Below are 23919 nucleotides of genomic sequence, written 5' to 3'. Positions count from 1 at the left end.
GCTAATCACGCCGTCGCTTTCTTCGTCTTAATCCGCGCCTTCAGCCCCGATGTGGTCGGAATCGTCACCGTGCCATCATCACGGGCAAGCGTGTAGCTGACCTTCGGTACCTCCGGCGCCCGGCGCTCCAGCCGCCGGAAACTGGGATCTTCGAACCAGCGCAGCTTTCTGAGAAGAAAGGCCGGGACCGACGCCCGGAACACCAGCTCCTGCTCGGCAGGCATCTGGGCGACTTCCTGCGGCAGGAGTAGCGCTCGCTTCTGCAAGTGCGCCGTTTCGCTCTGCCGATCGGGGCGAAGCCAAGCCATCCAGCGGGGTGTGGAGCGGCTCATCACCTCGACCGTGTCGTTCCCAGATCGCTCCGAAATCTCCTTGCAAAGCGCAGGGTCGCTGGTGCCGAAATAGACTTCCGCGCCCAGATTCTCAAGCAGTGAGGCCTCGCCCTGCCCTTTGTATTCCTCCCGGACCTGGTTCTTGGATTGCACCACGAAGGAGAAGCGCAAGCCGAAGCCCGCCGCGAAGCCCGCCGCCTTGGCCAGCGGGCGCATGGCCGGGATGGAGGTGAACTCATCTAGCAGGACGTGGCATTTGTAGCGGATCGAGCGGTCCTGGTCCGGCAGCACGTCCGTGTTGCTTTCGAAGAGCTGGGTGAAGAACAGCCGGAGCAGCACGCCGAGCTGACCGAGATCCGCCGGCATCACCGCGACGTAGACGCTCATGCGGCGGCGGCGCAGCTGCTTCAGGTCGAAGTCCGAGCGCTCCGTAGCCGCGGCGACTTTCGGATTGAACCACAGGCCCATGGTGGCGGTAACGTGCTTGCGAACGCCTTTGACCACTTCTTCTGTGCCGCTGAGATAATCGGAGATCAGGTCGACGCAGGCTTGAGAATAGGGATTACCCGACTTGCGCCGTACGTCGATCATCCGGGCGAGCTCGGCGGAAGCATCCCCTCTGGCGAACCAGCGGAACACGGTGGCCGGGTTGAGCACCAGCCCCGGGGTTTCGGTGATTAGCACGGCGATGCTGAGGAAGGCCGAGCGGGCCCCATCCTGCCAAAAGCGCTCGCGTCCCATGACTTCCGGGAAGAAGTCGTAGGCCCGGCGCTGGAGCTTGGAGACGTAGTCTGGTTGGCGTACATCGATGTCGCCGAGGGGGTTCCAGCAATGGGTGCGTCCGTCCTCCGCCAGCGGCTGGAAGAGGAACACTTCCTGCCCCATCCGCTTGCGATGCCCTGCCGTCGCGTCCCAATTCTCGCGCTTCACGTCGAGCACGACGAGCGATTCGCCCCAGGCAAAGCAGTTGGGCAGGACGAAAGAGACGCCCTTGCCCGAGCGGGTTTTCGCCGCCAACAGCACATGCTCGGTACCGGGCAGACCGACATAGCGCGGTTGCCAGCCCTCCGTCCGGCCGAGGATAATGGTGTCCGGCCGCGGAGTGGCACTGTAACTGAGGCCCACCCGCTCGCCGTCAGCGCGGGTGGCGAAACGGGAAGCACCAAACAGCGGCCTGCCGCCGCTGGACGTCATCCGGTAGGCCCGCCAGCTAACGCCGCCGACCAGCAGCGTGGCAAGCGCGCCCGAGGCGGCCAGGCGCTCCGGGACGCCGTGATAATGCCAGTAGTCCCGCAGGTACCACCACCATTGGATATGCACCCAATCGAAGGCGTCACGCAGTCCGGCCAGCAGCAGAAAGACGAACGACGAGATCACGCTCCAGACGGCGAGCGCGAAGAACAGCAGGAATACCCCAGCCACGGTGCGCCAGGATACGCCGGGCACGGGGCCGAAGACGTAGCGCATGCCTATTCCTTGTCGAGCAGGTTAAACCATACTTCGGATATGTAGAACTTTCCTTGGCCTCGTGCACAATGAACCACCACATCGACTAATCTACGGCACAGATGGCGAATGTCTTCGCTCGGAAGTGTTGCACCGGCGGGATGTTGGCGGACCATCAGGGTCAGCGGGTCGAATGCGGTCGCCGCTGATTTAGCGTGCCAGGTGGTAATGCCGGGGTGTCCGGAAGCCAGTGCCCGCAGGAAGGAGAAGGCCGCCCCGTCGCGCAGCTCCTGCACCAGCAGCCAGCGAGGCGCCATCCGGAGCGCCGCCTCGACCAGCTCGTTGGCTCCGACGCGGGCTGCTCCCTGATCACCCTTCGAATAAAACAGCGCCACCCGGTTAGGATGACGCAGCCCGCCCCACTCGTCAGTATCCTCGACCGTTACGATGCGCTCTTCGTGCGGGATTTCTCCTACCAACGCCTTGGTCTGATGGGTTTTGCCCGAGCCTGTCTCGCCAACGAATGCGACCGTCTTTCGGGCCCGGACGCACGCCCGCAGGAACGGCTCCCAGTTCGCTGAGCGGTACAGCTCGACCAGCGCATGGTCTTCCTGCGACATTCCGCCCGGCTGCGGCCGGGTGGCGGTAAAGATGCCGGAGCGCGCGAGCCCGTCCAGCGTCGGCAACTCCGATGAGCCGCGCCGGATGGTGAGAGACGCGGTACCAGGCCGCACACACGGCGGCAGAACGGCCTGAAGCCGCTCGCCGGTCGGCAGCTCAGTGGCAAGAAGAGGTCGTGCGCGTCCGACATCCTGATGACGCGCGGCACCGGCCAGAATCGCGATAGCTTCAATATCGGCAAACTGCAGGCCCGCCGCTTCATGGCGCGTCGTCTCCGCGCCGCGCCGAACGAAGAACTCCCCCTCCCGCTGGACCATGACGTCCTCGGTAGTGGGATCGGCCAGCGCCTCTGCCAGCGGCTGCATGGCATGGGCGAGCAGCGGGACCGCGGCGCTCATTCGAACATCTCCTCTTACCTGCGGCGCTCGGCTTTGCGCCGCGCCTTTCGTGAATGCTTGCGGAGTTTCGGCAGCCTCAGCTTGTCGGGCCCCCGCTTGACGCCGGTCACTTTCACCGCCTGCCAGCGGCCACGCTTGGCCATGACGCCCTCCTATCTGCCCGTGCTGCGGGTGCTGTTGATCCGGTAGACCTCGGTGAAGTCGAGATCGCGCGCCGTGAAGATCGCCGCCGGTTCGCCTTGCGGCCGCGTGCCGTAGGGCGGGATGTTCACGGTGGCATCGAGCGCGGAGGCGGCGGCGCTGCGGCCGCCCGACTGCAGCTGGAAGAAGCGGATGTTGTTGCTCCCGCTACCGCCGCTATTGACCAGCGAGGATGCACCCAGCGCGGCCGCCTGCAGGCCTGCATCGATGAAGCTCAGCATGATCGCTCCGCCAAAGCGCGACCAGAAGTTGGTTTCCACGTCGACGTCCAGACCGTTCTGGCCGAGCGCGTCGGTACCGGGGCTGGCAAGCTGGATGGTAACGCCGTCCGGTGTCTCCGCCCGGGTCCACAGCACGAATGCCCGGTTCTGGCCCTGGCGCATGCCGCTCCTCAGCTGGCCGGCGATCCGCGTTCCTCGATCGAGCAGGACGACACGCCCGGACGTGCCGCGCACTTCGGTCGGCACGACGCAGGTGAGGAAGCCCTCGAGCTGGGTATTCAGCGGCTGCTGCGGCGTGCAGGGGATGATCGTCCCCATGGTGATGGTGAGGTCGGGATCGCGCAGCCGCCTGGCCTTCACCGCCTCGGTGCGAGTAGCCCGCAGCCGTCCGGCCAGAGCGTCTTCACCCTCTCCTGCTTCGCGCTGCGCCGTCTGGGAATCACCCTCCCGGCGGCCGGTGGATTGCTCCTCGTACCCCATGATCGGCGCGGGGCGGATCGGCGTGCGGGGACGTGCCGGGCGTGGTGTCAGCTCCGCGAAGCGGGGCGGCGGTGCCGGAAGGGCCGCAGGTGTCGGTTCAGGCAGGACCGGAGGCGGCAGAGGCTCAATCCGCCGGATTACGCCCGCAGCGCCTATGGACGCACCAACACCCAGTTCATCGCGCCGCGAGGTGCCCGGCCCGCTGCCGAGCCAGTACAGAACCACGAGCAGGACGAGGGCAAGGAGGACGATGCCGATCTTGCCCGCGCCCGACATCGGCGGTCGGCCGCCCGCCACCGTAGGGGTGGCAGGCGGAGGGGAAGTGCCGCTCACCGCCCGCTATCCAGTCCGGGCAGAGCACCGCCCGGTGACGGCGAGCGCACCACGTCGGGAGCGATCGTACCGGTTTCGAGGTTCCGCCCAGTGAGCGTGAAGCCCCGGTTGATGAGGCAGAGGACGCGCCCGCCATCCCGCAGGCGGAGCATCGGCGACTGGTCATGCACGGTAACCCAGCCGCCGGGCCCAGTGGAGACGTTGACGGATGCTTCCCGCCCATCGGGCAGGGTGGTGAAGATCGCGGGCATGCGCTGGACGCCGGGGAAGCGGAGATAGGTACTGCGCCCGTCGTCGCAGATCTCGGCGGGTGCCAGCGCGGCGTCACCGCGACCGACATAGCGGCGGTTCACCCCCGGGATCCCGGAGCACGGGGCCGCCTGCGCCTGAGCCAGCCGGTCACGGGCGAAGCGCTCTTCCCGCTGGCGGGCCTCGGCCTCGGCCTTGACCCGGCGATCCTCTTCCTCGGCGGCCACATTGCGCAGCCGGACGCTGTAGTAGTAGGGCGCCTGCGCATCGGCATCGGCTCGCAGCTCGAAGGCATAGCGCTGCTGCTTGCCATCCCGCTCGGTGAGCACGAAGAAGGGCTGGGGTGCGAGCGGACCGAAGGGCTTCACCACGACGGCCGTCCCGCGAACGGCCACCGCGAGGTTACCGTCTACCGTCGCGCCGCCATCTTCCTCCGTGCTGATGCGCGTCGAGGCTTCGCCGCGGCCACGCTGGATCAGCGTGTTATCGCTCACGGGGACGGCAAGGACCTTCTCGCCCTCCGGCATCTCGATCACAAGGGATGCGCCGGGACGGGCGAGCAGCAGCATGACCTGACTGGCACGCGCCGAAACGCAGCGTACACGCGGGTCGCCGCCGGGGCAGGGTTCAGGCTCCTGTAGCGCCCAGGCCGGGCCGGAAAGCCCGAGAGCGAGGGTACAGGCCAGCAGGCGGTGGATCATCGACCGGCTCCTTCTTCCTCAGCCCGGTATTCGACGACCTGCAGACCGAGCGGGTTGTACGTGACGCGCTGCCATGCCGGGATGCCGTCGACGCGGTGGAACCGGATGGTGGCTACCCAGGCACGGGATTGCGGCGACTGACCTTCGGTATGGACGATCCGGCGGAAGCGCACCTGATAGGCATCCGGCTCACGCCCGAGACAGCTTTCATAGGCGCAGGGGAAATGCTCGGAGACGCGCTCAAGGCGAATGACCGTGCGGGTGCCGTACTTGCGGCCCGGGCTTTCCGGATTGCGGGGATGGACGAGCGTCTCGTAAGTGTCGCCAGCCCCCTTGTCGGACAGCAGATAGACGACGCGCTGGTCCTCGTACCAGGTCGCCGACGAGTAGCCTTCGCGGGCCCGGACATAGAGCCATAGCGACGCCTTCGTGGTGGCTTCCTGCAGCGTCGTTGGCAGATCGCGCTGCGAGATCGAGGAAGTGAAGGATCCATCCTCGTGCAAATGGACGAACACCGGCACCGTCCGGCGCAGTGGCATGGACGCCGCCAGCGCCCCAGCCAGTGCCAGTGTGGTGGCGGCCAAGGCGAAGGTGATGGTCCGCCCTCCCCGCTCCCTCCGTCGCTCGCGCAGCCTCTCGGAGCTGTGCGCCGCGACAATGCGGGCGTAGTGCGCCTTCAGCTCCTCCGGCGGTACCGCCACCACCATTGGGCGTTCGGCTTCCTGAGGTCCAATGGATCCTGCCATAATATTCACCGCAGATCCTCCGCCGCCGGATGCCTGTCAATCGGCTTGGAATCGGGACCCCGGATCGGCGTCCAAAAGGGACCCCTTGGGCTGTGCTGAGGCACTGGCTGGTCGGTCGCCTCGGAGCCGGAGGCGGAGGGGCGGCCGACCAGCCAGTGGCGGCCTCGGCGTTCGGGTGATCAGGCGCGGTTCTTGAACCGCCAGCTCTCGTTGCCGGTCTCGACGATGTCGCAGTGGTGGGTCAACCGGTCCAGCAGGGCCGTGGTCATCTTGGCGTCGCCGAACACGGTCGGCCATTCACCGAATGCGAGGTTGGTGGTGACGATCACCGAGGTCTGCTCGTACAGGCGGCTGACCAGGTGGAACAGCAGCTGGCCGCCGGAGAGCGCGAACGGCAGGTAGCCGAGCTCGTCGAGCACGACAAAGTCCAGCCGACAGAGATGATCGGCCATGCGGCCGCCGCGTCCTGACCTACTCTCGGCCTCAAGCCGGTTCACCAGGTCGACGACGTTGTAGAACCTGCCGCGGGCGCCACTGCGGATCAGCGCGCGGGCGATGCCGATCGCCAGATGCGTCTTGCCCGTGCCGGTGCCGCCGACCAGGACCACGTTGCGCTGCTGGGCGAGGAAGTTGCCGCCCACCAGGTCACGCACGAGCGCCTGGTTGACGGGCGTCCCCTCGAACTGGAAGTCCTCGACGTCCTTGGCCAGCGGCAGCTTGGCGATGGTCATCTGGTACTTGATCGAGCGGGCCTGCTTTTCGGAAATCTCCGCCGAGACGAAGTCGCCGATCACCCGCTGTGGCTCATGCTGGCGTTTTACCGCGGCCGCGATGATGCCGTCGAACGCGGCCTTCATGCCGAACAACCGTAGCTCGCCCATGGCGGCGAGGATCTCGGACCGTTCCATCACGCGTTGCTCCTCAGGCTGTCATAACGGCTGCAGTCGGCCAGCGGCTCGTGCTGCAGCCGCAGGGCTTCAGGGATGAGGATCGGCGCCGGGACCGGAGGGTCGCGTCGGCGGGCCAGGATGTTCAGCACCACGTCGGCCGAGTGCACGCCCTCGCGCAGCGCCTCGGCGCAGGCCGCTTCGACCGCCGTCAGCCCGTCGCTCAGCACCGCAGTGAGGATGTCGACCATCTGCCGGTCGCCATCCTCGGCGCTGCGCAGCTTGCGGCGGATCCGCTCGAGCGCATTCGGCAGCAGCCAGTCCTTGAACGGCGCGCCGTTCCGCAGCGCCCCGGGCTTGCGCGCCAGCACGGGCACGTAGTGCCAGGGATCGTAGATCGTCTGGTCGCGCCCGAAGCAGCGGCGGTGCTCGCCGACAACCCGGCCGTCCTGGCGGAACTCGATCCGCTCGGCATAGGCGCGGATCTCCACCGGCCGCCCAACTGCACTCGCCGCGACCGAGTACCGGTTGTTGTCGAACCGCACCAGGCAGGTCTTGGACACCGCGGCGGGCACGGCGTGGAAGCCGTCGAACCGACCGGTGTAGGCCACCAGGCTCGGCCGCTCCGCCTCGAACACCTCCCAGATCGTCCGCTCCCGCTGCTCGGGATGCCGGTGCGCCCGGGCATGGACCACGCAGCGGTCGAGCAGCTGGGCATTCAACTCCTCATAGCTCCTCACCCGCAGCCGCGGCGCGAAGAACCGCTCCCGCACCAGCCCGACCTGGTTCTCGACCTGGCCCTTCTCCCAGCCCGAGGACGGCGTGCAGGCCACCGGCTGGACCAGGTAGTGGCTGCACATCTGCAGGAAGCGTCGATTATAGGCGCGCTCCTTGCCGACGAAGATCGCGTCCACCGCCGTCTTCATGTTGTCGTAGATCCCGCGCGTGCAGGCGCCCCGGAAGAATGCGAAGGCGCGATCGTGCGCGTCGAACACCATCTCCTGCGTCTCGCGCGGATAGACCCGCACGAACATCATCCGGCTGTGGCACAGCCGCACATGCGCGACCTTCACCGTCACGGTCGCGCCGTCCATCACCACGACCTCGTGGCTCCAGTCGAACTGGTACGCCTCGCCGGGCGCAAAGCTCAGCGGCACAAAAGCCGCCGTCGACAGCGACGCACGGGCCTTCTCCCACGCCCGCGCATGCCGCCGCACCGTGTCGTAGCCGCCTTCGTAGCCAAGCGCCCGCAGCGCCTCGAACAGGCGGATCAGCGTCAGCTTCTCGCGCGTCGACCGGGCGGCGTTCTCCTCCAGCAGCCGATCCAGCTCGGCCTGCCACGCCCCCAGCTTCGGTAAGGGCTGGCGCGTCCGCTCATAGCGAAACTCGGTCGCGCCCGACCGCAGGACCTTCCGGACCACCTTCCGCGACAAACCCAGCTCGCGGCAGATCGCCTTGATCGACCGACCTTCCGCCAAATGCAGCCGTCGGATCTTCGCTACCGTCTCCACGACCAGCATCCCGTCCATGGCTCCCGTCCGTCCCGGAAGCCAGCGTGAACCCCTCCTTCAGAGGGGTCCCTTTTGGACGCCGATCACCCCTCCAAGAGGGTCCCTATTCCACGCCGAATCACAAACAACCCCGTCGAACGCGCCATCCGCCCGCTGACCTTGGGCAGGAAAAACTGGCTGTTCGCAGGCTCCGATGCAGGCGGGCACCGCGCCGCGGCGATCGCATCCCTCGTCGCCACCGCTCGTCTCAACAGCCTCGACCCAGAGGCCTATCTCCGCACCGTTCTGGAGCGCATCGCCGATCACCCGGTCAACCGCGTCGCCGAACTCCTGCCCTGGAACCTCAAGCCGACCAGCACTGCGCACGCTGCCTGACCGTGCTCCGCACCGTCACCGGACGCTTACTGAAGCACCTCTTCGCCGACGCGGGCTACGACCGCACGACGTTGATGGACAAGGCCGCCTTCCTTGACTTCGTCGTCGAGATTGTCCGGCGCTCCGATCCAAAGGGCTTCCACGTCCTGCCGCGCCGCTGGGTGGTAGAGCGCACCTTCGGCTGGATGATCCGTTGGCGCCGTCTTGTGCGGGACTACGAGAGGCGCCTCGACGTGTCCGAAGCCATGATCCACGTCAGCATGGGCGCCCTCCTACTCCGTCGCGTCGCCCACCGCTGATTCTCAAACAGTCACTAAGGCCAACAAGCCACCCTGTGGATTGCTCCCCAGGGTGGCCCTTTGCATCAGCCTCAATGGCGATCACATCCCCTACACCTCGTGCTGGCGCATCGGGATGAAAGAAATACCCCTACCGCCACCACGGACCATGGTTCGCAACGGAGCCGCTGGCGATGTGCGGCACGGTGATGTGGGCTTTGGCAATGTTGGCGAGAGAGTGAGAGGGGGCCATCCGGCCCCGGCACACTGCAGCGGCACTTCCCGGCGGCCTGCCCCTTCCGGCTCCCCAGGTAGGATACCCGATCTGCAACTGCGTTTCCTAGGCGGTGATTGGATGTGGCTCACATGCGATAAGTATCCCACACCACAAGTGAGCCGGGCTTGCCTTATTTGTTGCCGACGACCGCCTGGATCAGCTCGGCAGCCTAAGAACGCAAGGAAGGGGCCGAACTTCTCCTGAAGTCCGACCCCAGAAAGACCGCCCACATCCGTTTCGGGTCAAGCGGCCTCGACCTGAGCGCCGCGGCGCGGCCCCGGGCGGAGCTGCTGGCCCAGGCTGCGGCGAGCCGTCTCCATGCTGCTCCAGTAGTCGTCAGCGGCGATGGAGAGACTCTCCGGGCTCATCGCCTTGCCAACGTCCTCGAGCGTCCAGGACGGCGAGAGGGACTTTGCCAGGGCGAACACGACGGCGCGGCCAATGCGCAGCGTCATGGTCTTCTCGGACTGCACCTGCACCAGGCCCCGCATGGTCTCCTGGTCACCGACATCCGCGTAGAACGTCTCTAGGTCCTGCCGCATCTGGTCCACCGCGGGGTAGAGCAGGTTGACGATCAGCTGGTTCGGGCCGCGGATGTAGCGGGCCGCACGCCCCTCCAGCTCCTTCTCCTCGGCCTCCTCCTGGGTCCGAATGAAGAGGACCTCCGGCGCGCGCTCGACGTTATCGTAAGTCGAGGCAGGCTTAGCCCCAGGCGGCAGGGAAGTGAGATCCGCCGGCCTCGCCGGCCGCGGCGACCCCTCGCCTCGGCCACCACCACGCGGCATGGAGTTCGGCCCGCCTCGCTCGCTGTCCATGCCGGGCGCGCCGGGCTGCGGGTTCACGCCGGTCGTGCCCTGCGAGTTCGGTCGCGGCCCCTCGCGCTGGATGCGGAGGTTATTCAGGAGCTCCTGAAGTTCGTCGCGGATCTCGCCGGCGCCACCGCTGTCAGGCGCATACTGGCGCACGAGATCGATTACCCACTGGGGCCGGTTCTGCAGGGCCAGAGCAGAGAAATGGGCCACCTCCACCTGATCCTGAGCACCGCCATTGAATCGGAGAAACTGCCGATAGCCATCGGCCAGGACGGGGTAGTTGTCAGGCAGCTCGATGTGGACAGAGATGTGCTTGGCACCAAAAGTTATGCCACAGGCAGGCGCATCCCGCGTCCACTGCCGTCCCTTCTTCACCGCATACATCTCGTTGCGCCAGACCACGGCGCAGGTGCTCGCGTCGGTCTGCAGGGCGCCCGAGACTGAGGCGTTGTGCCCCTTGCCTGATACTTGGTCGTAGGGTGGGTCATAGAGATAGTGGATGGTGATGCCGTCTTCGGTGGTGACGGCCTCATACTGCGCGAACACGTCCTCCTTGATACGCTGCTGGAGGGTCTTGAAGGTCCGGCGCCCATCGAGCTTGTGGGTGCCGGGCTGCATGAGGATCTGCACGCCGTCGGGGATGCGGTAGAAGCGGTGGTAGAGCTCGTCCTGCAGCCACTGCCTCGTAGATTTCGGATCACCGTCATAGGGATCGGCAACCGTATCCTGCTCCAGCCGGTTGCCGAGCAGCACCACCTCGGTCCAGTCGAAGGAGGTATCCTGCCCCTCCTCGACAGCGACCGCAGTGACGTCCGCGACGTCGCCAAAGGTGCCATCCCCGAAGTCGAAGCGGACGCGGCCGTAGGTATTGCCCCGCTTGGCGATGATTACCTGGCTGACCTGGCCGTTGAGGCAGGACCGGTAGCGCATGCCGTACTTGTTCGAGGGCAGGGAAGCCACCTTGGCGCCCATGCCGAAATTGGCGTCAAGACCAAGGGTCTTGCCGATCGACGAGGCCAGGTTCGTCATCTCGCGGAGCTCATCCGGACCCAGGCCAGGGCCGGTGTTCCAGAGGCTCAGCTTGCGGACACCGCCCATATCTACGGCCCGGACCTCCACGACGCGCTTCCCCCCTGGCGCCCGCATCGCCGCCTCGATGGCGTTCTGCATGAGCTCGCGTGCCATCATCACGCGGGGGCAGCGCTCGATGGTAGAGCTGATGAGAAAGTCGGGATCCTGCACCGCGAGCGGTGAGATCTGCTGCACGACGGTCATGTTCCTAGCCCGCCTTACAGCTTGAACCTGGCGCCGGCGCGCGCCTTCGGAGCGTTGAAGCGCTCCTCCACGGCGCTGACCGCCTCGCGCAGCGCCTTTACGATCTTCCTCACCTCCGCGTCCTCGTACTCATAGACGTGGCGGTTGGAGAGATTGCCGATGATGGCGATGGCAGAGAGCGCCTTATTGGTGCGACTCTCGGCCAGACGTCGGAAGCGTTCCCGCTTGGAGGCGAGGTCATTGGCGCCGGTATCGGTGGTGCCGGAGGAAGTCTCCTCCCCATCCTCGACGTCAGAGACGTCGGGCTCTGACCGAGAGCGCGAGAATTTTCCGTCCATATGGGTGACATCCTGCGGGTTTGAGTGGCGAACAGATGCCGCTGCCGCCGCCAGTTTTCAAGGAAAACCTCATATTTCACGTAAATGATGAGATCCCTTGACGTCTAAGAGGGATTCAACTTCGAGTTTAATCCCATATTTATCAGATAGTTGGCGCGTATGATTCGTACCTCAGCTCGCATATACGCTGCCATTTGGCGAAGTGGCACCGCGAGAGCCGCTGCCGGACGAGACGGACTACTAGCGATGCGACTCGGGCAACGGGGCGGCGAGTAGGGTGGGAATGCAGGCGCGCTACCGGGCGGCCATGCCATTGGACGAAGCATCACCGTCAGCCTCTTCGCCAAGGCGGCCGAGCACCAGACCGAACCCTCGAAGGAGTTCCGCCTCGGAGATATCTAGGCCTATGTCGAGCCTCGGCCTCCGGCGTGCCGCCGCACCCGATGAATCGCTGTGTCGGCCGCGGCGCTGCCGGCGCTGACTTGGCCCGCTGGCAGCATCCGTGCGGAAATTTGCGGTAAGTGGTTCATCCGCTAAATGAGTGCGACATTTGGCGGGGCGGCGATGCCGAGGCGGCGCGGGGTATGGTGGCGCCGGCGGCGGCCCCAGAGGAACGGATGTTTGTGTGCGTTCCAGTAGGCGGTGGCACGCGCGGCGGCCTGCTCGATCTCGGCCCGGGCGTCGAACCGCCGCCCCTTGAGGGCCAGCGAGCGCAGCACCTTCCACCACGGCTCGATCAGGTTCAGGTAGGCCGCATACTTCGGCTGGAACACGAACTCCCAGCGTGGATGCGCCAGGGCGAACAGCAGCACGTCCATGCCGCCGTGGATGTTGAGGTTGTCGGCCACGGCGTAGACCCGCTCGGCCTCGGGCCCGATCCAGCCCTCCACCTGGCCCAGGAAGTCGATCCAGTTCGCGGTGGTCCGGCGCTCGTAGGTCACGGTGAAGGCGGCGCCTGTGGCCGGTTGCAGGGCGCCGAACACGTAGCCCGCGACATCACGCCGGCCGTAATCGATCTCCTGCGTGGCTCGCTCCGCTCGAGGCCCGGCCGGTTTGACCAAGCGCCGCCCGGGATAGCTCTTGCTGGCTTGCGGCCCCATCTCGTCGAGGCAGACAACTACGCTGCCCGCCGGTGGCGCGGTGTAGAGCTGCTCGACCGCCCCCTTTTGCGGGTGAAGTCGGGGGCCACCCGTGCCCCGAACCAGGTCTCTTCCTGGCGCCACTTGAGGCCCTCGGCCAAGAGCACCTCGCTGATCCGGCTACGCCGCATGCCGATGCCCTGCTCGCCGAGGTAGGCGACCAAGCGATCCAGGGTCCACGTGGCGAAGGGCAGGCCCAGCTCCGTCGGACGACTCAGGGCGGCCTTGATCACCGCGCTCCGCTCCTCGGCCGTGTAGGTCGGCGGCCGCCCCGAGCGCATATCCTCCTCCAGCCCCCGCAGGCCGCGCTCATTGAACCGCTTGAGCCAGAACCGAACCGTGGCACCGCACAGCCCCATCTTCGCCGCGATGTCCGGCGCGCTCAGACCCTCTTGCACAGCGTGCTGCACGATCTGCGCCCGACGGACCAGCCCGGCGCCGAGGCTCCGCGAGCGCGCCATGCGCGCCAGTCCTTCGGCTTCCTCGCCGCTCACGGCGCGCACCTGGATGGTCATGACCGCACTCCCGGACAGCCAACGCTTGGCCCAACATGCGGGCCGCCGAAAAGATGCAATCAACTTGCCGGATGCACCAGTAAGGGCCTGAATGCCGGCGTACGGCGGCCCCAGGACCCTGGGTGCCGCGCGGCCGCGGGCGGCTAGCGGGGGCCCGCGTCGGGCGCGCCGCCGCCGCGGCGGTGGCCGCTCAGGGCAGGGGCGCCCCGACCAGCACAACGTGCAGGAAGGCCGGACCGTGGGCGCCGCGGACGTAGCTGCCCTCGATGTCGGTGGTGCCGCTGGCGCCGGTGATCAGGTTCAGGTTGCGCGGCGCCGGGCCGGCGACCGCCGCGTAGTCCTCCAGGTGCGGCAGGATGTCGGCGACCCGCAGCGCGACCAGGTGGTGCAGGGCCAGGAAGTGGTTGAGCACCGCCGTCTCCGGCCCCGAGTGGAAGACCAGGGAGCCGGTCTCGGCGATGCCCCAGCGGGCTCGGCCGAGGGCCGCCGCCTCGTCAGGGCGCGCCGCCTCGCGCAGCTCGAAGCCGGTCCAGTCCAGGCGCCACAGCGCCGGGTCGGGTTGCAGCGTCAGCGCGTGCGGCAACTCGTGTCCGGCGAGGTAGCGCCGCACCGCCCCGGGCAGCTCCTGCAGGTCGCCGATGCGGTCCAGGGTGGCCCCGACCTTGGGTGAGACCACCCGCGCCGCGAAGGCCGCGGCGGGGTCGGGCAGCGGCAGGGAGGGGCGGATCGCGTCCGGGTCGGCCAGCAGCGCCCGCGCCTCCGCGGCGACGGCGGCCGGGTCCGGGCGGGGGCGTCCCAGCGCGGCGCGCACGGCGCCGAGCACGGTCTCGCGCGCGCTCACCGGCCCCGCTCCCGATCTCGCAGTTGCTCCATGAAGGTGCGCCCAGCCGGCGCCGGCAGGTCGCGGTAGCGGGTCCAGGCGCCGGCGAAGGGCATGCGCCCGATCCAGCCGCCCCGGCGGAACAGCCGCATCGCCCGCACGGCCGCCGCGGTGCCGAGGCGGTAGAGCCAGGGCCGCTCGGCCGCGAAACGCCACAGCCCCAGGCCGGACCGCACGCCGCGGGGCACCAGCCCCTCCTTCCAGCTCCGGTCGCGCCAGCCCCGCAGCAGGGTGGGCAGCGGGATGCCCACCGGGCAGACCTCCTGGCACCTGCCGTTCAGCGTGCAGGCGTGCGGCAGGTCGCGCGCCTTGTCCACCCCCTCCAGCGCCGGGGTCAGCACCGCGCCCATCGGGCCGGGATAGGTCCCGCCATAGGCGTGCCCGCCGATCTGGCGGTAGACGACGCAGTGGTTCATGCAGGCGCCGCAGCGGATGCAGCGCAGCATCTCGCGCAGGCCCGCGTCCCGCAGCATCCGGCTGCGGCCGTTGTCCACGAGCACGATGTGGAACTCCTCCGGCCCGTCGCGGTCGCCGGGCCGCTTCGGGCCGCAGTGGAAGGTGGTGTACTGCGTCAGGTCCGCGCCCGTGGCCGAGCGCACGAGCAGACGGAGCATCGCAAAGGCGTGCGCCAGGGAGGGCACGAGCTTCTCGATCCCCGCGGTGACGACGTGCACCCGGGGCGGCGTCGTGGTCAGCTCGGCGTTGCCCTCGTTCGTCACGGTGCAGACCGCGCCGCTGTCGGCGATCAGGAAATTGGCGCCGGAGATGCCCACCTCGGCCGAGAGGAAGCGGTCGCGCAGCTCCCGCCGCGCGCTCTCGACCATGGCCTCCACGGTGTCGGCCTCGTGCGGGACGCGGTGCGCGGCCTTGAACAGGGCCGAGACCTGCTCGCGCGTCTTGTGCAGGGCGGGCCAGACGATGTGGGACGGCGTCTCGCCCGCGAGCTGGACGATGTGCTCGGCGAGGTCCGTCTCCACCCGCTCGATCCCCGCCTCCTCCAGGGCGTGCGGCAGGCCGATCTCCTCGCCCAGCATCGACTTCGCCCGCGTGACCCGGCGCGCGCCGGCGCCCCGGCAGATGCCCAGCACGATCCGGCACGCCTCGTCCGCGTCCGCGGCCCAGTGCACCACGGCACCGCTCGCCGTCGCGTTGCGCTCGAACTCATCGAGGTAGTGGTCCAGGTTGGCAACGACGTGGTCCTTGATCGCCGTCCCGCGTTCCCGCGCCGCGGCGAACTGCGGGTAGTCGGCCAGCGCCGCCGCGCGCTTGCGTTCGGCCGTGACGGTGGTGCGGTCGATGGCGAGCTTCAGGGTCGGGTCGGACAGCGCCCGGGCGACGCCTTGCTGGAATACCGCCGCCACGGTTCAGCCCTCCTCGCCGATGGCCGGGCCGCCGCCCATGCCGGCCAGCACCTCGGCCGTGTGGAAGGCGCGCACCTTGCTGCCCCGGCGGTGCAGGGCGCCCGCCATGTTCATCAGGCAGCCAAGATCGCCCCCCAGCAGCAGCTCCGCCCCCGTGGCCTCGATGAGCACGGCCTTCTCCTTCACGATGGCGTCGGAGATGGATGGGTATTTCACGCAGAACGTGCCGCCGAAGCCGCAGCACACGTCGTTGCCGGTGAGCGGGCGCAGCTCCAGCCCCTCGACCTCCCGCAGCAGGGCGCGCGGCTGGGCGAGGATGCCCAGTTCGCGCAGGCCGGCACAGGAGTCGTGGTAGGTGGCGCTGGCCGCGAGCGACACGCCCTCGGGCCGCCACCCCCTGACGTCCACGAGGAAGCTCAGCAGCTCGTGCGTCCTGGCGGCGAGCGCCTCGGCGCGGGGCAGCCACGCCGGGTCTTCCGCCAGCGCCTCGGGGTAGTGCATGCGGATCATGCCGGCGCAGGAGCCGGAGGGGGCGACCACGTAGTCGTAGCCCTCGAACGCCGCGATGACCCGGCGCGCGAGGGCCGCCCCGCCCCGGCTGTCGCCCGAGTTCCAGGCGGGCTGCCCGCAGCAGGTCTGCGCCCGCGGCACCTCCGCCGCGCACCCCGCGGCTTCGAGCAGGTGCAGGGCGGCGAAGCCGAGCCGGGGGCGGATGGCGTCGGCGAGGCAGGTGACGAACAGGCCGACGCGGGGGCGCTGCTCGGTTCCCCTGGGGGTGGCGGTCATGGCGGCGCGGCCTCTTTCTCGGATGGATGGAAGGAGGTGCGCCGCGCGGGGCGGATCCGCCCCGCGCGGCGTGGCTCCTGATTCTAGGGCACCAGCAGGGTGAAGGGATAGACGTAGGCCTGCAGCATCACGAACAGGCCGACCAGCACCGCCAGGGCGATGGAGTGGAAGAAGACGTAGCGCAGGATGTCGCCCTCGTGCCCGTACCACTTGGTCGCGGTGGAGGCGACGACGATGCTCTGCGCGTCGATCATCTTGCCCATGACGCCGCCGGAGGAGTTGGCCGCCGCCATCAGCACCGGCGAGAGGCCGAGCTGCTGCGCCGTCACCTTCTGCAGCCCGCCGAACAGCACGTTGGCGGCGGTGTCGGAGCCGGTCAGCGCCACGCCGAGCCAGCCGAGCAGCGTGCCGAACAGCGGGTAGATCCAGCCGGTCTGCGCGAAGGCGAGGCCGAGCGTGGCGTCCGTGCCGGAGTAGCGGGTGACGAAGCCGAGCGCGAGCATCGCCGCGATGGTGAGCAGCGAGTAGCGGATCACCCAGAAGGTCCGGCCGTAGGCGCGCAGCAGGGCGAGCGGCGAGTAGCGCATCACCAGGCCGGCGACGATCGCGGCGAGCAGGATGCCGGTGCCCGTCGCGGAGAGCAGGTTCAGGCTGTAGACCGCCGCCTCGGCGTGCGGCTCGGCGACCACCGGCGGCACCTTCATGACCATGTTGTGCAGCCCCGGCACCGGCAGGCGCCAGATCCAGAGGCCGTCGAGGAAGGCCTTCACCTGCGGCACGCCCCAGAGGAAGACGAAGACGGAGAGGATCACCCAGGGCAGCCAGGCGCGGAGCACCGCGCCGCCCTCGGCGCGCGGCGCCGCCGCGGCGCCGGCCGAGCGGGGCTCGGAGGCCGGCGCGTTGTCCACCGTCGGGTCCTCGGTGCGGCTGGTGGCCAGCCACAACGTCCTCGGGTGCCAGACGCGCAGGAAGCCGGCGAGGCAGATCATCGAGGCGATGGCGGCCACCACATCCACCAGCCAGGGACCGTGGAAGTTCGACACCAGGTACTGCGGCACGGCGAAGGAGAGGCCGCTGACCAGCAGCGCCGGCCAGACCTGGAGCATGCCGCGGAAGCCGGCGAAGGCCCAGATCAGCCAGAACGGCACGATGAGCGAGAACAGCGGCAATTGCCGCCCGATCATGCCCGAGAGCTCGAGCAGGTCGAGCCCGGTGACGGCCGCCAGCGCGATCACCGGCGTGCCGAGCGCGCCGTAGGCCACCGGCGCGGTGTTGGCGATCAGGGACAGGCCGGAGGCGGCGAGCGGCGAGAAGCCGAGGCCGATCAGCATGGCGCCGGTCACCGCCACCGGCGTGCCGAAGCCCGCCGCGCCCTCGAAGAAGGCGCCGAAGGAGAAGGCGATGAACAGCAGCTGCAGCCGCCGGTCCCGGGTGATCGCGGCGATGCTGTCGCGCAGCACCGTGAACAGCCCCGCCTCCTCGGTCAGGCGGTAGAGGAAGATCACGTTGAGGATGATCCACCCGATCGGCAGCAGCCCGTAGGCGGCGCCGTAGAGGGTGGTGGCGGCGGCCATGTCCGCCGGCATGCCGAAGCCGATCACGGCGATGGCGAGCGCGGCGAGCAGGCCGAGCGCGGCGGCGATGTGCGCCCTGATCTCGAGCAGGCCGATGGCGCCGAGCAGCACGACGATCGGCACGGCCGCGAGCAGCGTCGAGAGCCACATGTTGTTCAGCGGATCGTATACCTGCGACCAGACCATGAGGCGTTTCCCTGACTGGGGGTGGCGGGAAGGCGGCGGGCGACCTCACCCGGCCGACGGACGGCGCGGGCGCGGCGCGGTGGTGAGCGGGTTGAGAGGGCCGCGGAACCGGGCGTGCCGGCCGGTCAGGGCGGCAGCCATCGGGCCGGGTGCCGCTCCGGGCACGCCGCCGGCCGGCGTCGGCGGCACGGGATGGCGATGCGGGTGGTTGCGCCGCCGCGGGTGGCGCCGGCTGTGTCGGGCCAAGCCCTGCCTGGTCTGTCACGCATCGTATCCTCCCACCGGGTCGGTTCGCTGCCGGTCCGCACTGGCGGGCGGTGGCAACGCGATTGCCCATTGAACAAGGTTTGGTAAAATAGATTTACCATCACCGCCAAAGAGGAAATTATGAAGACCGTGTAATCTGCCCTGGACAGATCGCTTTCCCGTGTCAGGCTGCCGAAGCGAAACCGACCGGAGGCGCCGGCCTTGCCCCCCGATTCGACGCAGAAACCGCCGGGACGCGCCGCCGCGACCGTGGCGCGCCACGTCGAGGGCCTGATCCTCGAGGGCTCGCTGCGCCCCGGCGAGCGCCTGCTGCCCGAGCGCGAGGTCGCCGAGCGCCTCGGCGTCTCCCGCCCCACCCTGCGCGAGGGGATCCAGATCCTGGAGGAGAAGGGCCTGCTCGTCGGCGAGCCCGGCGGCGCCACCCACGTCGCCCCGCTCGGCGCCAGCGTCACCGACGCACTGGTGGCGCTGCTCGCCTCCCGCCCCGAGACCACCTACGACTACCTGGAGTTCCGCGAGCTCATCGAGGGCGACGCCGCCGCCCTCGCCGCCCAGCGGGCGACCGAGGTGGACCTCGAGGCGATCGCCGCCTGCATGCGCCGCATCGACGCGGCGCATGGCGGGCGGGACCCGATCCCCGAGGCCGAGGCCGACGCCGACCTGCACATCGCCATCTACGAGGCGACCCACAACGCCGTGCTGCTGCACGTGATGCGGGCGCTGTCCCAGATGCTGCGCGCCGGCGTGTTCTACAGCCGCGAGAAGCTCTACAACCGCCCCGAGGTGCGCGACCTGCTGCGCGACCAGCACCGCGCCATCCACGACGCCATCGCCGCGCGCGACCCCGAGGCCGCCCGCGCCGCGGCCGAGCGCCACATCAGCTTCACCCACGGCGCGCTGAAGGAGATCCGCGAGGCCGAGGCCCGGCTGGAGGTCTCGCTGCGGCGGATGGGCGCGGGGCGGATCGGCGCCGCGGCCGCCGCCGCCACGCCGGCGCGGTCCGGCACCGGGGGCGGAGCCGAGTGACTGGCCCGGCCCGGGCCCCGCCGCCTCGACGCGCGGCCTCCAGCAAACCGTACGGCGACCCCTTGCACGCCGACGGCGGGCGCGAACTCGCGAAAACCACGTCCTTGTCGTGAGCGGCCGGCCGGCACGCCGGATCCGGCCTTTCGCTTCACGACAACCCCGCAGCAATCAGTTGATGAATAACCCGCCCTGGCAGAGGTTGTCGTGAGCGGGCAGGGGCGCGAAGGCGATGGAATTGGTCGGCTATGCCCGGGTGTCCACCCGCGAGGAGCGGCAGGTGTTCGACCGCCAGATCGACGCCCTCCGGGCCGCCGGGTGCCAACGCATCTTCGACGACCGCGGCAGCGGGGCCAACGCCGACCGGCCGGGCCTCAAGGGGTGCCTGGACTACCTGCGCAGGGGCGACGTGCTGGTCGTGCTCGACCTCGACCACCTCGGGCGGCTCGCCGGCGAGCTGATCCGGCTGGTGGACGCGCTGGAGGGCCGCGGCATCGGCTTCCGCGCGCTGAACGCCGATTTCGACACCACCACCCCCATGGGCCGCGCCTTCCTGCAGATCCAGGCCGCCTTCGCCGAGATGGAGCGCAACGTCATCCGCCAGCGCGTGAAGGAGGGCCTCGCCGCCGCGCGCGCGAGGGGACGCAAGGGCGGCCGCCCGCGCCGGATGACGCCCGAACGCCTGCGCTACGCCCAGCACCTGATGGCCGACGGGAGCCGCAGCGTCCCCGCGATCTGCCGCGAGCTGGGCGGCGTGCCCGCGAGCACGCTGTACCACTACCTGCACGCCGACGGCACGCTCAAGGCGCCGGGCCTCGCGCTGCTCGGCGCCGGGCGCGCTGCCGAGCGCCCGCCCCACGCGTCCTGACCGAGACCGCGGGTGGGCTCCCGGGCCAACGCACCTCGGGGCGACACGGGCGAGGACGCCCTCGCCCGGCGCTGGACACTGACCGCAGCGGACGCGGCCGAGGTGCTCCGGGCACGCGGGGCGGAGCACCGGCTGCGCTGCGCCGTCCAGCTTTGCACCCTGCGCGCCACCGGCCGCTTCGCCGCGGACTACCGGCGCGTGCCGCCCGAGGCGGTGAACCACCTCGCCGCCCAGCTCGGCCTCGACCCGGTGCTGGCGCTGCCCAAGCCGGAGCGGCCCGCCACCGAGAGCGCCCAGCTCGCGCGCATCCGCCGGCACCTGGGCTGGGGCGAGTTCGATCACGCCGCCGAACAGAGACTGCGCGACCGGCTGCAGGAGCGCGCGGCCGAGGGCATGACGCCCGGGCCGCTGCTGGCGCTGGCCGAGGACCTGCTGCGCACCGCGCGCGTCGTGCTGCCAGCGCCGGGCACGCTGGAGCGCCTGGTCGCCTCCGCCGCGGCGCACGCCGTCCAGGACCTGTTCGAGCGCATCGCCGCCGGATTGCCGGAACGGCTGCGCGACGCCATCGAGGACCTGGTGGACGTGCCCGAGGGCGAGCACCGCTCCCCGCTCGCCCACCTCAAGGAACCCCCGCCCGCGGCGCGGGCCAAGGCGATCTCGGCTCGTCTCGCCCGGCTCGACCTGCTGGACGAGCTGCTCGGGGCCGGAGCGGACCTCTCGGCCGCGACGCCGCAGCTGCAGCAGCATCTCGCCCAGCTCGGGCGCCGCTACGACGCCCAGGCGCTCAGGCGCTTCGCCCCGCCCAAGCGGCACGCCCTCGTCGCGGCCTTCCTGGTCGAGACCCGCAAGGGGCTGCTCGACCAGGTCGTGGCCATGCACGACCAGTACATGACCGGGTTCGAGCGGCGTTCCCGGCTCGCATACAAGGAGAAGCACCGCGCCCTGCGCCGGCGGGCCAAGAGCGGGCTGGACACCCTGCTCGGCGCCGTGGACGTGCTGCTCGACGCCGACCGCGACGCACCCATTTCCCGGCTTTACGAGGCCGTCGAGGAGGCCGCGCTGCGCGGGGCGGCGGCGGACTGCCGCGCCTTCGCCCGGCTGGAGGAGCGCGGCCTCCTGGACGAGCTGGCCGCGCGCCACGGCGACCTGCGCCGCTACCTGCCCGCCTTCCTCCGGCTGCCCTTCGAGGCGGCGGCCGGCAGCGAGGCCCTGCTCGCCGCCGTCGAGGTCGCGCGCAGGCTGGATGCGGGTGCCTCGGAGAGGCTGCTGGACGACGCGCCCCGGCACTTCGTCCCGGCCGCCTGGCGCAAGGTGGCCTGCCCGGCCGGCCAGCGGCCGCGCCGGGCGCTGTGGGAGATCGCCCTCGCCTTCGCGGTGCGCGACGCGCTGCGCTCGGGCGACCTGTTCCTGGCCGCGAGCCGCCGGCACGTGTCGTTCTGGAACCTGCTCATGGGCGAGCGGCAGTGGGCCGAGGCAAAGGCGGACGCCTACGCCCACCTGCCCGTGCCGCCCCGTCCCGACGAGGCGCTCGGTGCCCTGCGCGCCCGCTTCGCCGAGGCCGCGGGCGCGGCGGCGCGCGGCCTTCCGCGCAACCTGTTCGCGCGCATCCAGGACGGCGAGCTGCGGCTGCGCCAGGCCGACGCGCTGCCGGTCACGCCCGCGCTGCGCAAGCTGCGCGCGGTCATCGCCGCCAGCCTGCCGCAGGTCCGCGTCGAGGATATGCTGCGCCAGGTGGACCGCTGGACCGGCCTGACCCGCGCGCTCGCCCCGCTCGGCGGCTACGAGCCGAGGGGCGGGGAGGACACCTACCGCACGCTGCTGGCCGCGCTCATCGCGCACGGCACCAACCTCGGGGTCGCGGCCATGGCCGGCAGCATCGAGGGCATGACGCCCGACCGCCTGCACCACGCCTCGCAGTGGTTCCTGCGCGAGGCGACGCTGAAGACGGCGAGCAAGGCGGTGGTGGACCACCACCACGCGCTGCCGTTCAGCGCCACCTGGGGCGACGGCACCCTGTCCTCCTCCGACGGCCAGCGCTTCGCCGTGCAGCGCGACGGCCTGCTCGGCGCGGTCTACCCCCGCTACTTCGGCTACTACGACCGGGCGATCACCCTCTACACCCACCTCTCCGACCGGTTCGGCGTGTTCGCGACGCAGGCGATCTCCTGCGCCCCGCGCGAGGCCGGCTACGTGCTGGACGGGCTGCTGGAGAACGACACGCTGGTCCGACCGCTGGCCCACACGACAGATACGCACGGCTTCACCGAGCAATTGTTTGGGTTGTGTCATTTATTGGGCATCGCCTTCATGCCCAGGCTGAAGGACCTGCCCGACCAGCAGCTCTACAAGCTGGACAAGACCACGGATCACGGCCCGCTGGAGCCGCTGTTCCGCGGCGTGGTGGACACGGCGCTGATCGCCGAGCAGTGGGATCAGCTCGTGCGCATCGCCGCCTCGCTGCGGGACAGGACCGCTCCCGCGCACGTCGTGCTGCAGCGGCTCATCAACGCCTCGCCGGCGGACCGGGTCTCGAAGGCGCTGACCGCCTTGGGCCGCGCCTGCAAGACGCTCTTCATCCTGCGCTACATCCACGAGGAGCCGACGCGCCTGGCCATCCAGCGCCAGCTCAACCGCGGCGAGGCGTGCCATTCGCTCGCGCGCTGGCTGTTCTTCGCCAACCGCGGCGAGTTCCGGGTCGGCAACTACGAGGAGGTGATGAGCAAGGCGAGCTGCCTCGGGCTGCTGTCCAACGCCGCCGTGCTGTGGAACACGGTCCAGATCGAGCGCGTGGTGGGGCGCCTCCGCGCGGGCGGGGCCGAGATCGATCCCGCCGACCTCGCCCACGTCTGGCCGCTCCAGCACGCCCGCATCATCCCCAACGGCACCTACTTCCTGGGCTGGCCGCAGGACGAGACGGCCGAGGCGGCTTCGATCTGACCCCGCTCAGGCCCTTACCGTAAATTTCCGCACGGATGCTGCCAGCGGGCCGACTTGGTCCAGGCGACTGGCGATGCGGAGGAGACGGTCGTAGAGGGTCAGCGCGTCACCGGTACAACGAGCACGTAGATAGTACCCAGCTCTACGCCCATTTCTGCTCTAAATGGATGCGTACCAAGCCAAGCCGCTGACTAATCCCACGCCTGACCAGAGCAGCGCCGCAGCTCCAGGGTCGTGTCGGACGACCATTGCGCCTGCTGTAGTGAGAGGCAGAGCCAGGGCCAGAGCGATCAGCATCACCATTAGACGTCTCCATTCAGCTTGGGACCACGACTGGCGGCGCCAGTCCCCCTCAGATTGGCAGGGAGCGGCGTGAATGGTGTGCGGCAATATCATCTCGGCACACAGATGCACGGTCGGTGTTGATTGCCACTGAGATCTGACCTGGTTTGGGGTGAAGTTGCCACTGAGAGTTGACCCATGTTCGGACGCTAGCCTCGGCTTTCTGGGCGGAGGCGGCGGGAGTGTTGGACATGGCGTTGTTGAGCGTTATTCGGCGCTGGCATTTCCGGGACCACTTATCGATCCGGGCGATCACCCGCCGGACCGGTTTGTCGCGGAACACCATCCGCAAGTACCTGCGGTCCGAGGCGGTGGAGCCTGTTTTCAGGACACCTGATCGCCCCAGCAAGCTGGATCCCTTTGCCGAGCGGCTGGCAGCTTGGCTGCGGACGGATGCCCGCAGACCGCGCAAACAGAAACGCACGGCCCGGCAGTTCCACGCGGAACTGGCCGGGCTCGGCTATGACGGCTCGTACCGGCGGGTCGCTGCCTTTGTGCGCGCTTGGCAGGATGACTGGCTGCGCCAACAGCAGACCTCCGGCCGCGGTGTTTTCGTGCCG

General features: G+C 69.4%; 19 protein-coding genes and 4 pseudogenes. 7 read left to right on the top strand and 16 right to left on the bottom strand.

Going from position 1 to position 23919, the window contains the following annotated elements; all coding sequences use genetic code 11:
• Positions 1-5 precede the first annotated feature (5 nt).
• From HJG45_RS24360 to istB, 7 genes are all read right to left on the bottom strand, one after another.
• The gene (locus HJG45_RS24360) at positions 6-1799 is read right to left on the bottom strand and encodes a type IV secretory system conjugative DNA transfer family protein (RefSeq protein WP_132294157.1); all 1794 of its coding nucleotides are present in this window, start codon (positions 1797-1799) and stop codon (positions 6-8) included.
• Positions 1800-1801: 2 nt separating this feature from the next.
• Positions 1802-2797, bottom strand: coding sequence for a P-type DNA transfer ATPase VirB11 (virB11, locus tag HJG45_RS24355; protein ID WP_132294160.1), 996 nt, complete (start codon positions 2795-2797; stop codon positions 1802-1804).
• Positions 2798-2811: 14 nt separating this feature from the next.
• Positions 2812-2940: a hypothetical protein gene (locus tag HJG45_RS29295; protein ID WP_302479805.1), complete on the bottom strand. Its 129-nt coding sequence runs from the start codon at positions 2938-2940 to the stop codon at positions 2812-2814.
• A gap of 9 nt (positions 2941-2949) precedes the next feature.
• Entirely contained in the window at positions 2950-3975 is a 1026-nt protein-coding gene (locus HJG45_RS24350) for a TrbI/VirB10 family protein (RefSeq protein WP_132294163.1), read from the bottom strand.
• A gap of 53 nt (positions 3976-4028) precedes the next feature.
• On the bottom strand, positions 4029-4982 hold the full coding sequence (locus tag HJG45_RS24345) for a TrbG/VirB9 family P-type conjugative transfer protein (RefSeq protein ID WP_132294166.1): 954 nt from the start codon (positions 4980-4982) through the stop codon (positions 4029-4031).
• A complete protein-coding gene (locus HJG45_RS24340; protein WP_171615987.1) occupies positions 4979-5689 on the bottom strand; it encodes a VirB8/TrbF family protein in 711 nt (236 codons plus the stop codon). The genes HJG45_RS24345 and HJG45_RS24340 overlap by 4 nt, the downstream gene beginning before the upstream one ends.
• Positions 5690-5907: 218 nt before the next feature.
• A complete protein-coding gene (gene istB / locus HJG45_RS24335; protein WP_171615985.1) occupies positions 5908-6636 on the bottom strand; it encodes an IS21-like element helper ATPase IstB in 729 nt (242 codons plus the stop codon).
• Between istB and HJG45_RS29520 the strand changes: the two genes are divergently transcribed.
• A complete protein-coding gene (locus HJG45_RS29520; protein WP_408902034.1) occupies positions 6563-6715 on the top strand; it encodes a hypothetical protein in 153 nt (50 codons plus the stop codon). The two genes, istB and HJG45_RS29520, sit on opposite strands and share 74 nt — an antisense overlap.
• Here HJG45_RS29520 and istA read toward each other — a convergent pair.
• Positions 6648-8135 (bottom strand): annotated as a pseudogene (gene istA / locus HJG45_RS24330) (IS21 family transposase); the annotation flags it as partial. The gene HJG45_RS29520 and the pseudogene istA sit on opposite strands and share 68 nt — an antisense overlap.
• Positions 8136-8243: 108 nt before the next feature.
• Between istA and HJG45_RS24325 the strand changes: the two are divergent.
• Positions 8244-8501 (top strand): annotated as a pseudogene (locus tag HJG45_RS24325) (transposase domain-containing protein); the annotation flags it as partial.
• Positions 8498-8800, top strand: a pseudogene (locus tag HJG45_RS24320) (transposase); the annotation flags it as partial. The pseudogenes HJG45_RS24325 and HJG45_RS24320, both read left to right, overlap by 4 nt.
• A 498-nt stretch (positions 8801-9298) precedes the next feature.
• On the opposite strand, the gene HJG45_RS24315 reads toward HJG45_RS24320, so the two are convergent.
• The 8 genes from HJG45_RS24315 to HJG45_RS24280 form a co-directional block, all read right to left on the bottom strand.
• Positions 9299-11143 (bottom strand): ATP-binding protein, encoded by a 1845-nt coding sequence (locus HJG45_RS24315; protein ID WP_171615983.1) that lies wholly within the window; start codon positions 11141-11143, stop codon positions 9299-9301.
• Positions 11144-11157: 14 nt separating this feature from the next.
• A complete protein-coding gene (locus HJG45_RS28490; RefSeq protein ID WP_217363030.1) occupies positions 11158-11481 on the bottom strand; it encodes a hypothetical protein in 324 nt (107 codons plus the stop codon).
• Positions 11482-12014: 533 nt separating this feature from the next.
• Entirely contained in the window at positions 12015-12704 is a 690-nt protein-coding gene (locus HJG45_RS24305; RefSeq protein WP_368040670.1) for a transposase, read from the bottom strand.
• On the bottom strand, positions 12599-13135 hold the full coding sequence (locus HJG45_RS24300) for a helix-turn-helix domain-containing protein (RefSeq protein WP_171615979.1): 537 nt from the start codon (positions 13133-13135) through the stop codon (positions 12599-12601). The genes HJG45_RS24305 and HJG45_RS24300 overlap by 106 nt, the downstream gene beginning before the upstream one ends.
• Before the next feature lie 190 nt (positions 13136-13325).
• Positions 13326-13976 (bottom strand): LUD domain-containing protein, encoded by a 651-nt coding sequence (locus HJG45_RS29515; protein WP_171615977.1) that lies wholly within the window; start codon positions 13974-13976, stop codon positions 13326-13328.
• The gene (locus tag HJG45_RS24290; RefSeq protein WP_171615975.1) at positions 13973-15376 is read right to left on the bottom strand and encodes an LUD domain-containing protein; all 1404 of its coding nucleotides are present in this window, start codon (positions 15374-15376) and stop codon (positions 13973-13975) included. Before HJG45_RS24290 ends, HJG45_RS29515 begins: the two co-directional genes overlap by 4 nt.
• A 3-nt stretch (positions 15377-15379) precedes the next feature.
• Positions 15380-16162: a (Fe-S)-binding protein gene (locus HJG45_RS24285; RefSeq protein ID WP_171615973.1), complete on the bottom strand. Its 783-nt coding sequence runs from the start codon at positions 16160-16162 to the stop codon at positions 15380-15382.
• Between the two features lie 83 nt (positions 16163-16245).
• Positions 16246-17922 carry an L-lactate permease gene (locus HJG45_RS24280; protein ID WP_171615971.1) on the bottom strand — a complete coding sequence of 559 codons (1677 nt, stop codon included), beginning with the start codon at positions 17920-17922 and terminating at the stop codon, positions 16246-16248.
• A 468-nt stretch (positions 17923-18390) separates the two neighbouring features.
• Between HJG45_RS24280 and HJG45_RS24275 the strand changes: the two genes are divergently transcribed.
• The 4 genes and pseudogenes from HJG45_RS24275 to HJG45_RS24260 all read left to right on the top strand — a co-directional run.
• Positions 18391-19215: an FCD domain-containing protein gene (locus HJG45_RS24275; RefSeq protein ID WP_171615969.1), complete on the top strand. Its 825-nt coding sequence runs from the start codon at positions 18391-18393 to the stop codon at positions 19213-19215.
• 229 nt (positions 19216-19444) lie between these two features.
• Positions 19445-20080 carry a recombinase family protein gene (locus tag HJG45_RS24270; protein ID WP_171615967.1) on the top strand — a complete coding sequence of 212 codons (636 nt, stop codon included), beginning with the start codon at positions 19445-19447 and terminating at the stop codon, positions 20078-20080.
• 12 nt (positions 20081-20092) lie between these two features.
• A complete protein-coding gene (locus tag HJG45_RS24265) occupies positions 20093-23017 on the top strand; it encodes a Tn3 family transposase (protein ID WP_171615965.1) in 2925 nt (974 codons plus the stop codon).
• A 533-nt stretch (positions 23018-23550) separates the two neighbouring features.
• Positions 23551-23919, top strand: a pseudogene (locus HJG45_RS24260) (IS21 family transposase); the annotation flags it as partial.

This window comes from Roseicella sp. DB1501 (genome assembly GCF_013112485.1).
Lineage (GTDB): Bacteria > Pseudomonadota > Alphaproteobacteria > Acetobacterales > Acetobacteraceae > Paracraurococcus.
The sequence above is the reverse complement of the archived record's forward strand: the minus strand, read 5'-3'. Positions and strand labels throughout refer to the sequence as shown.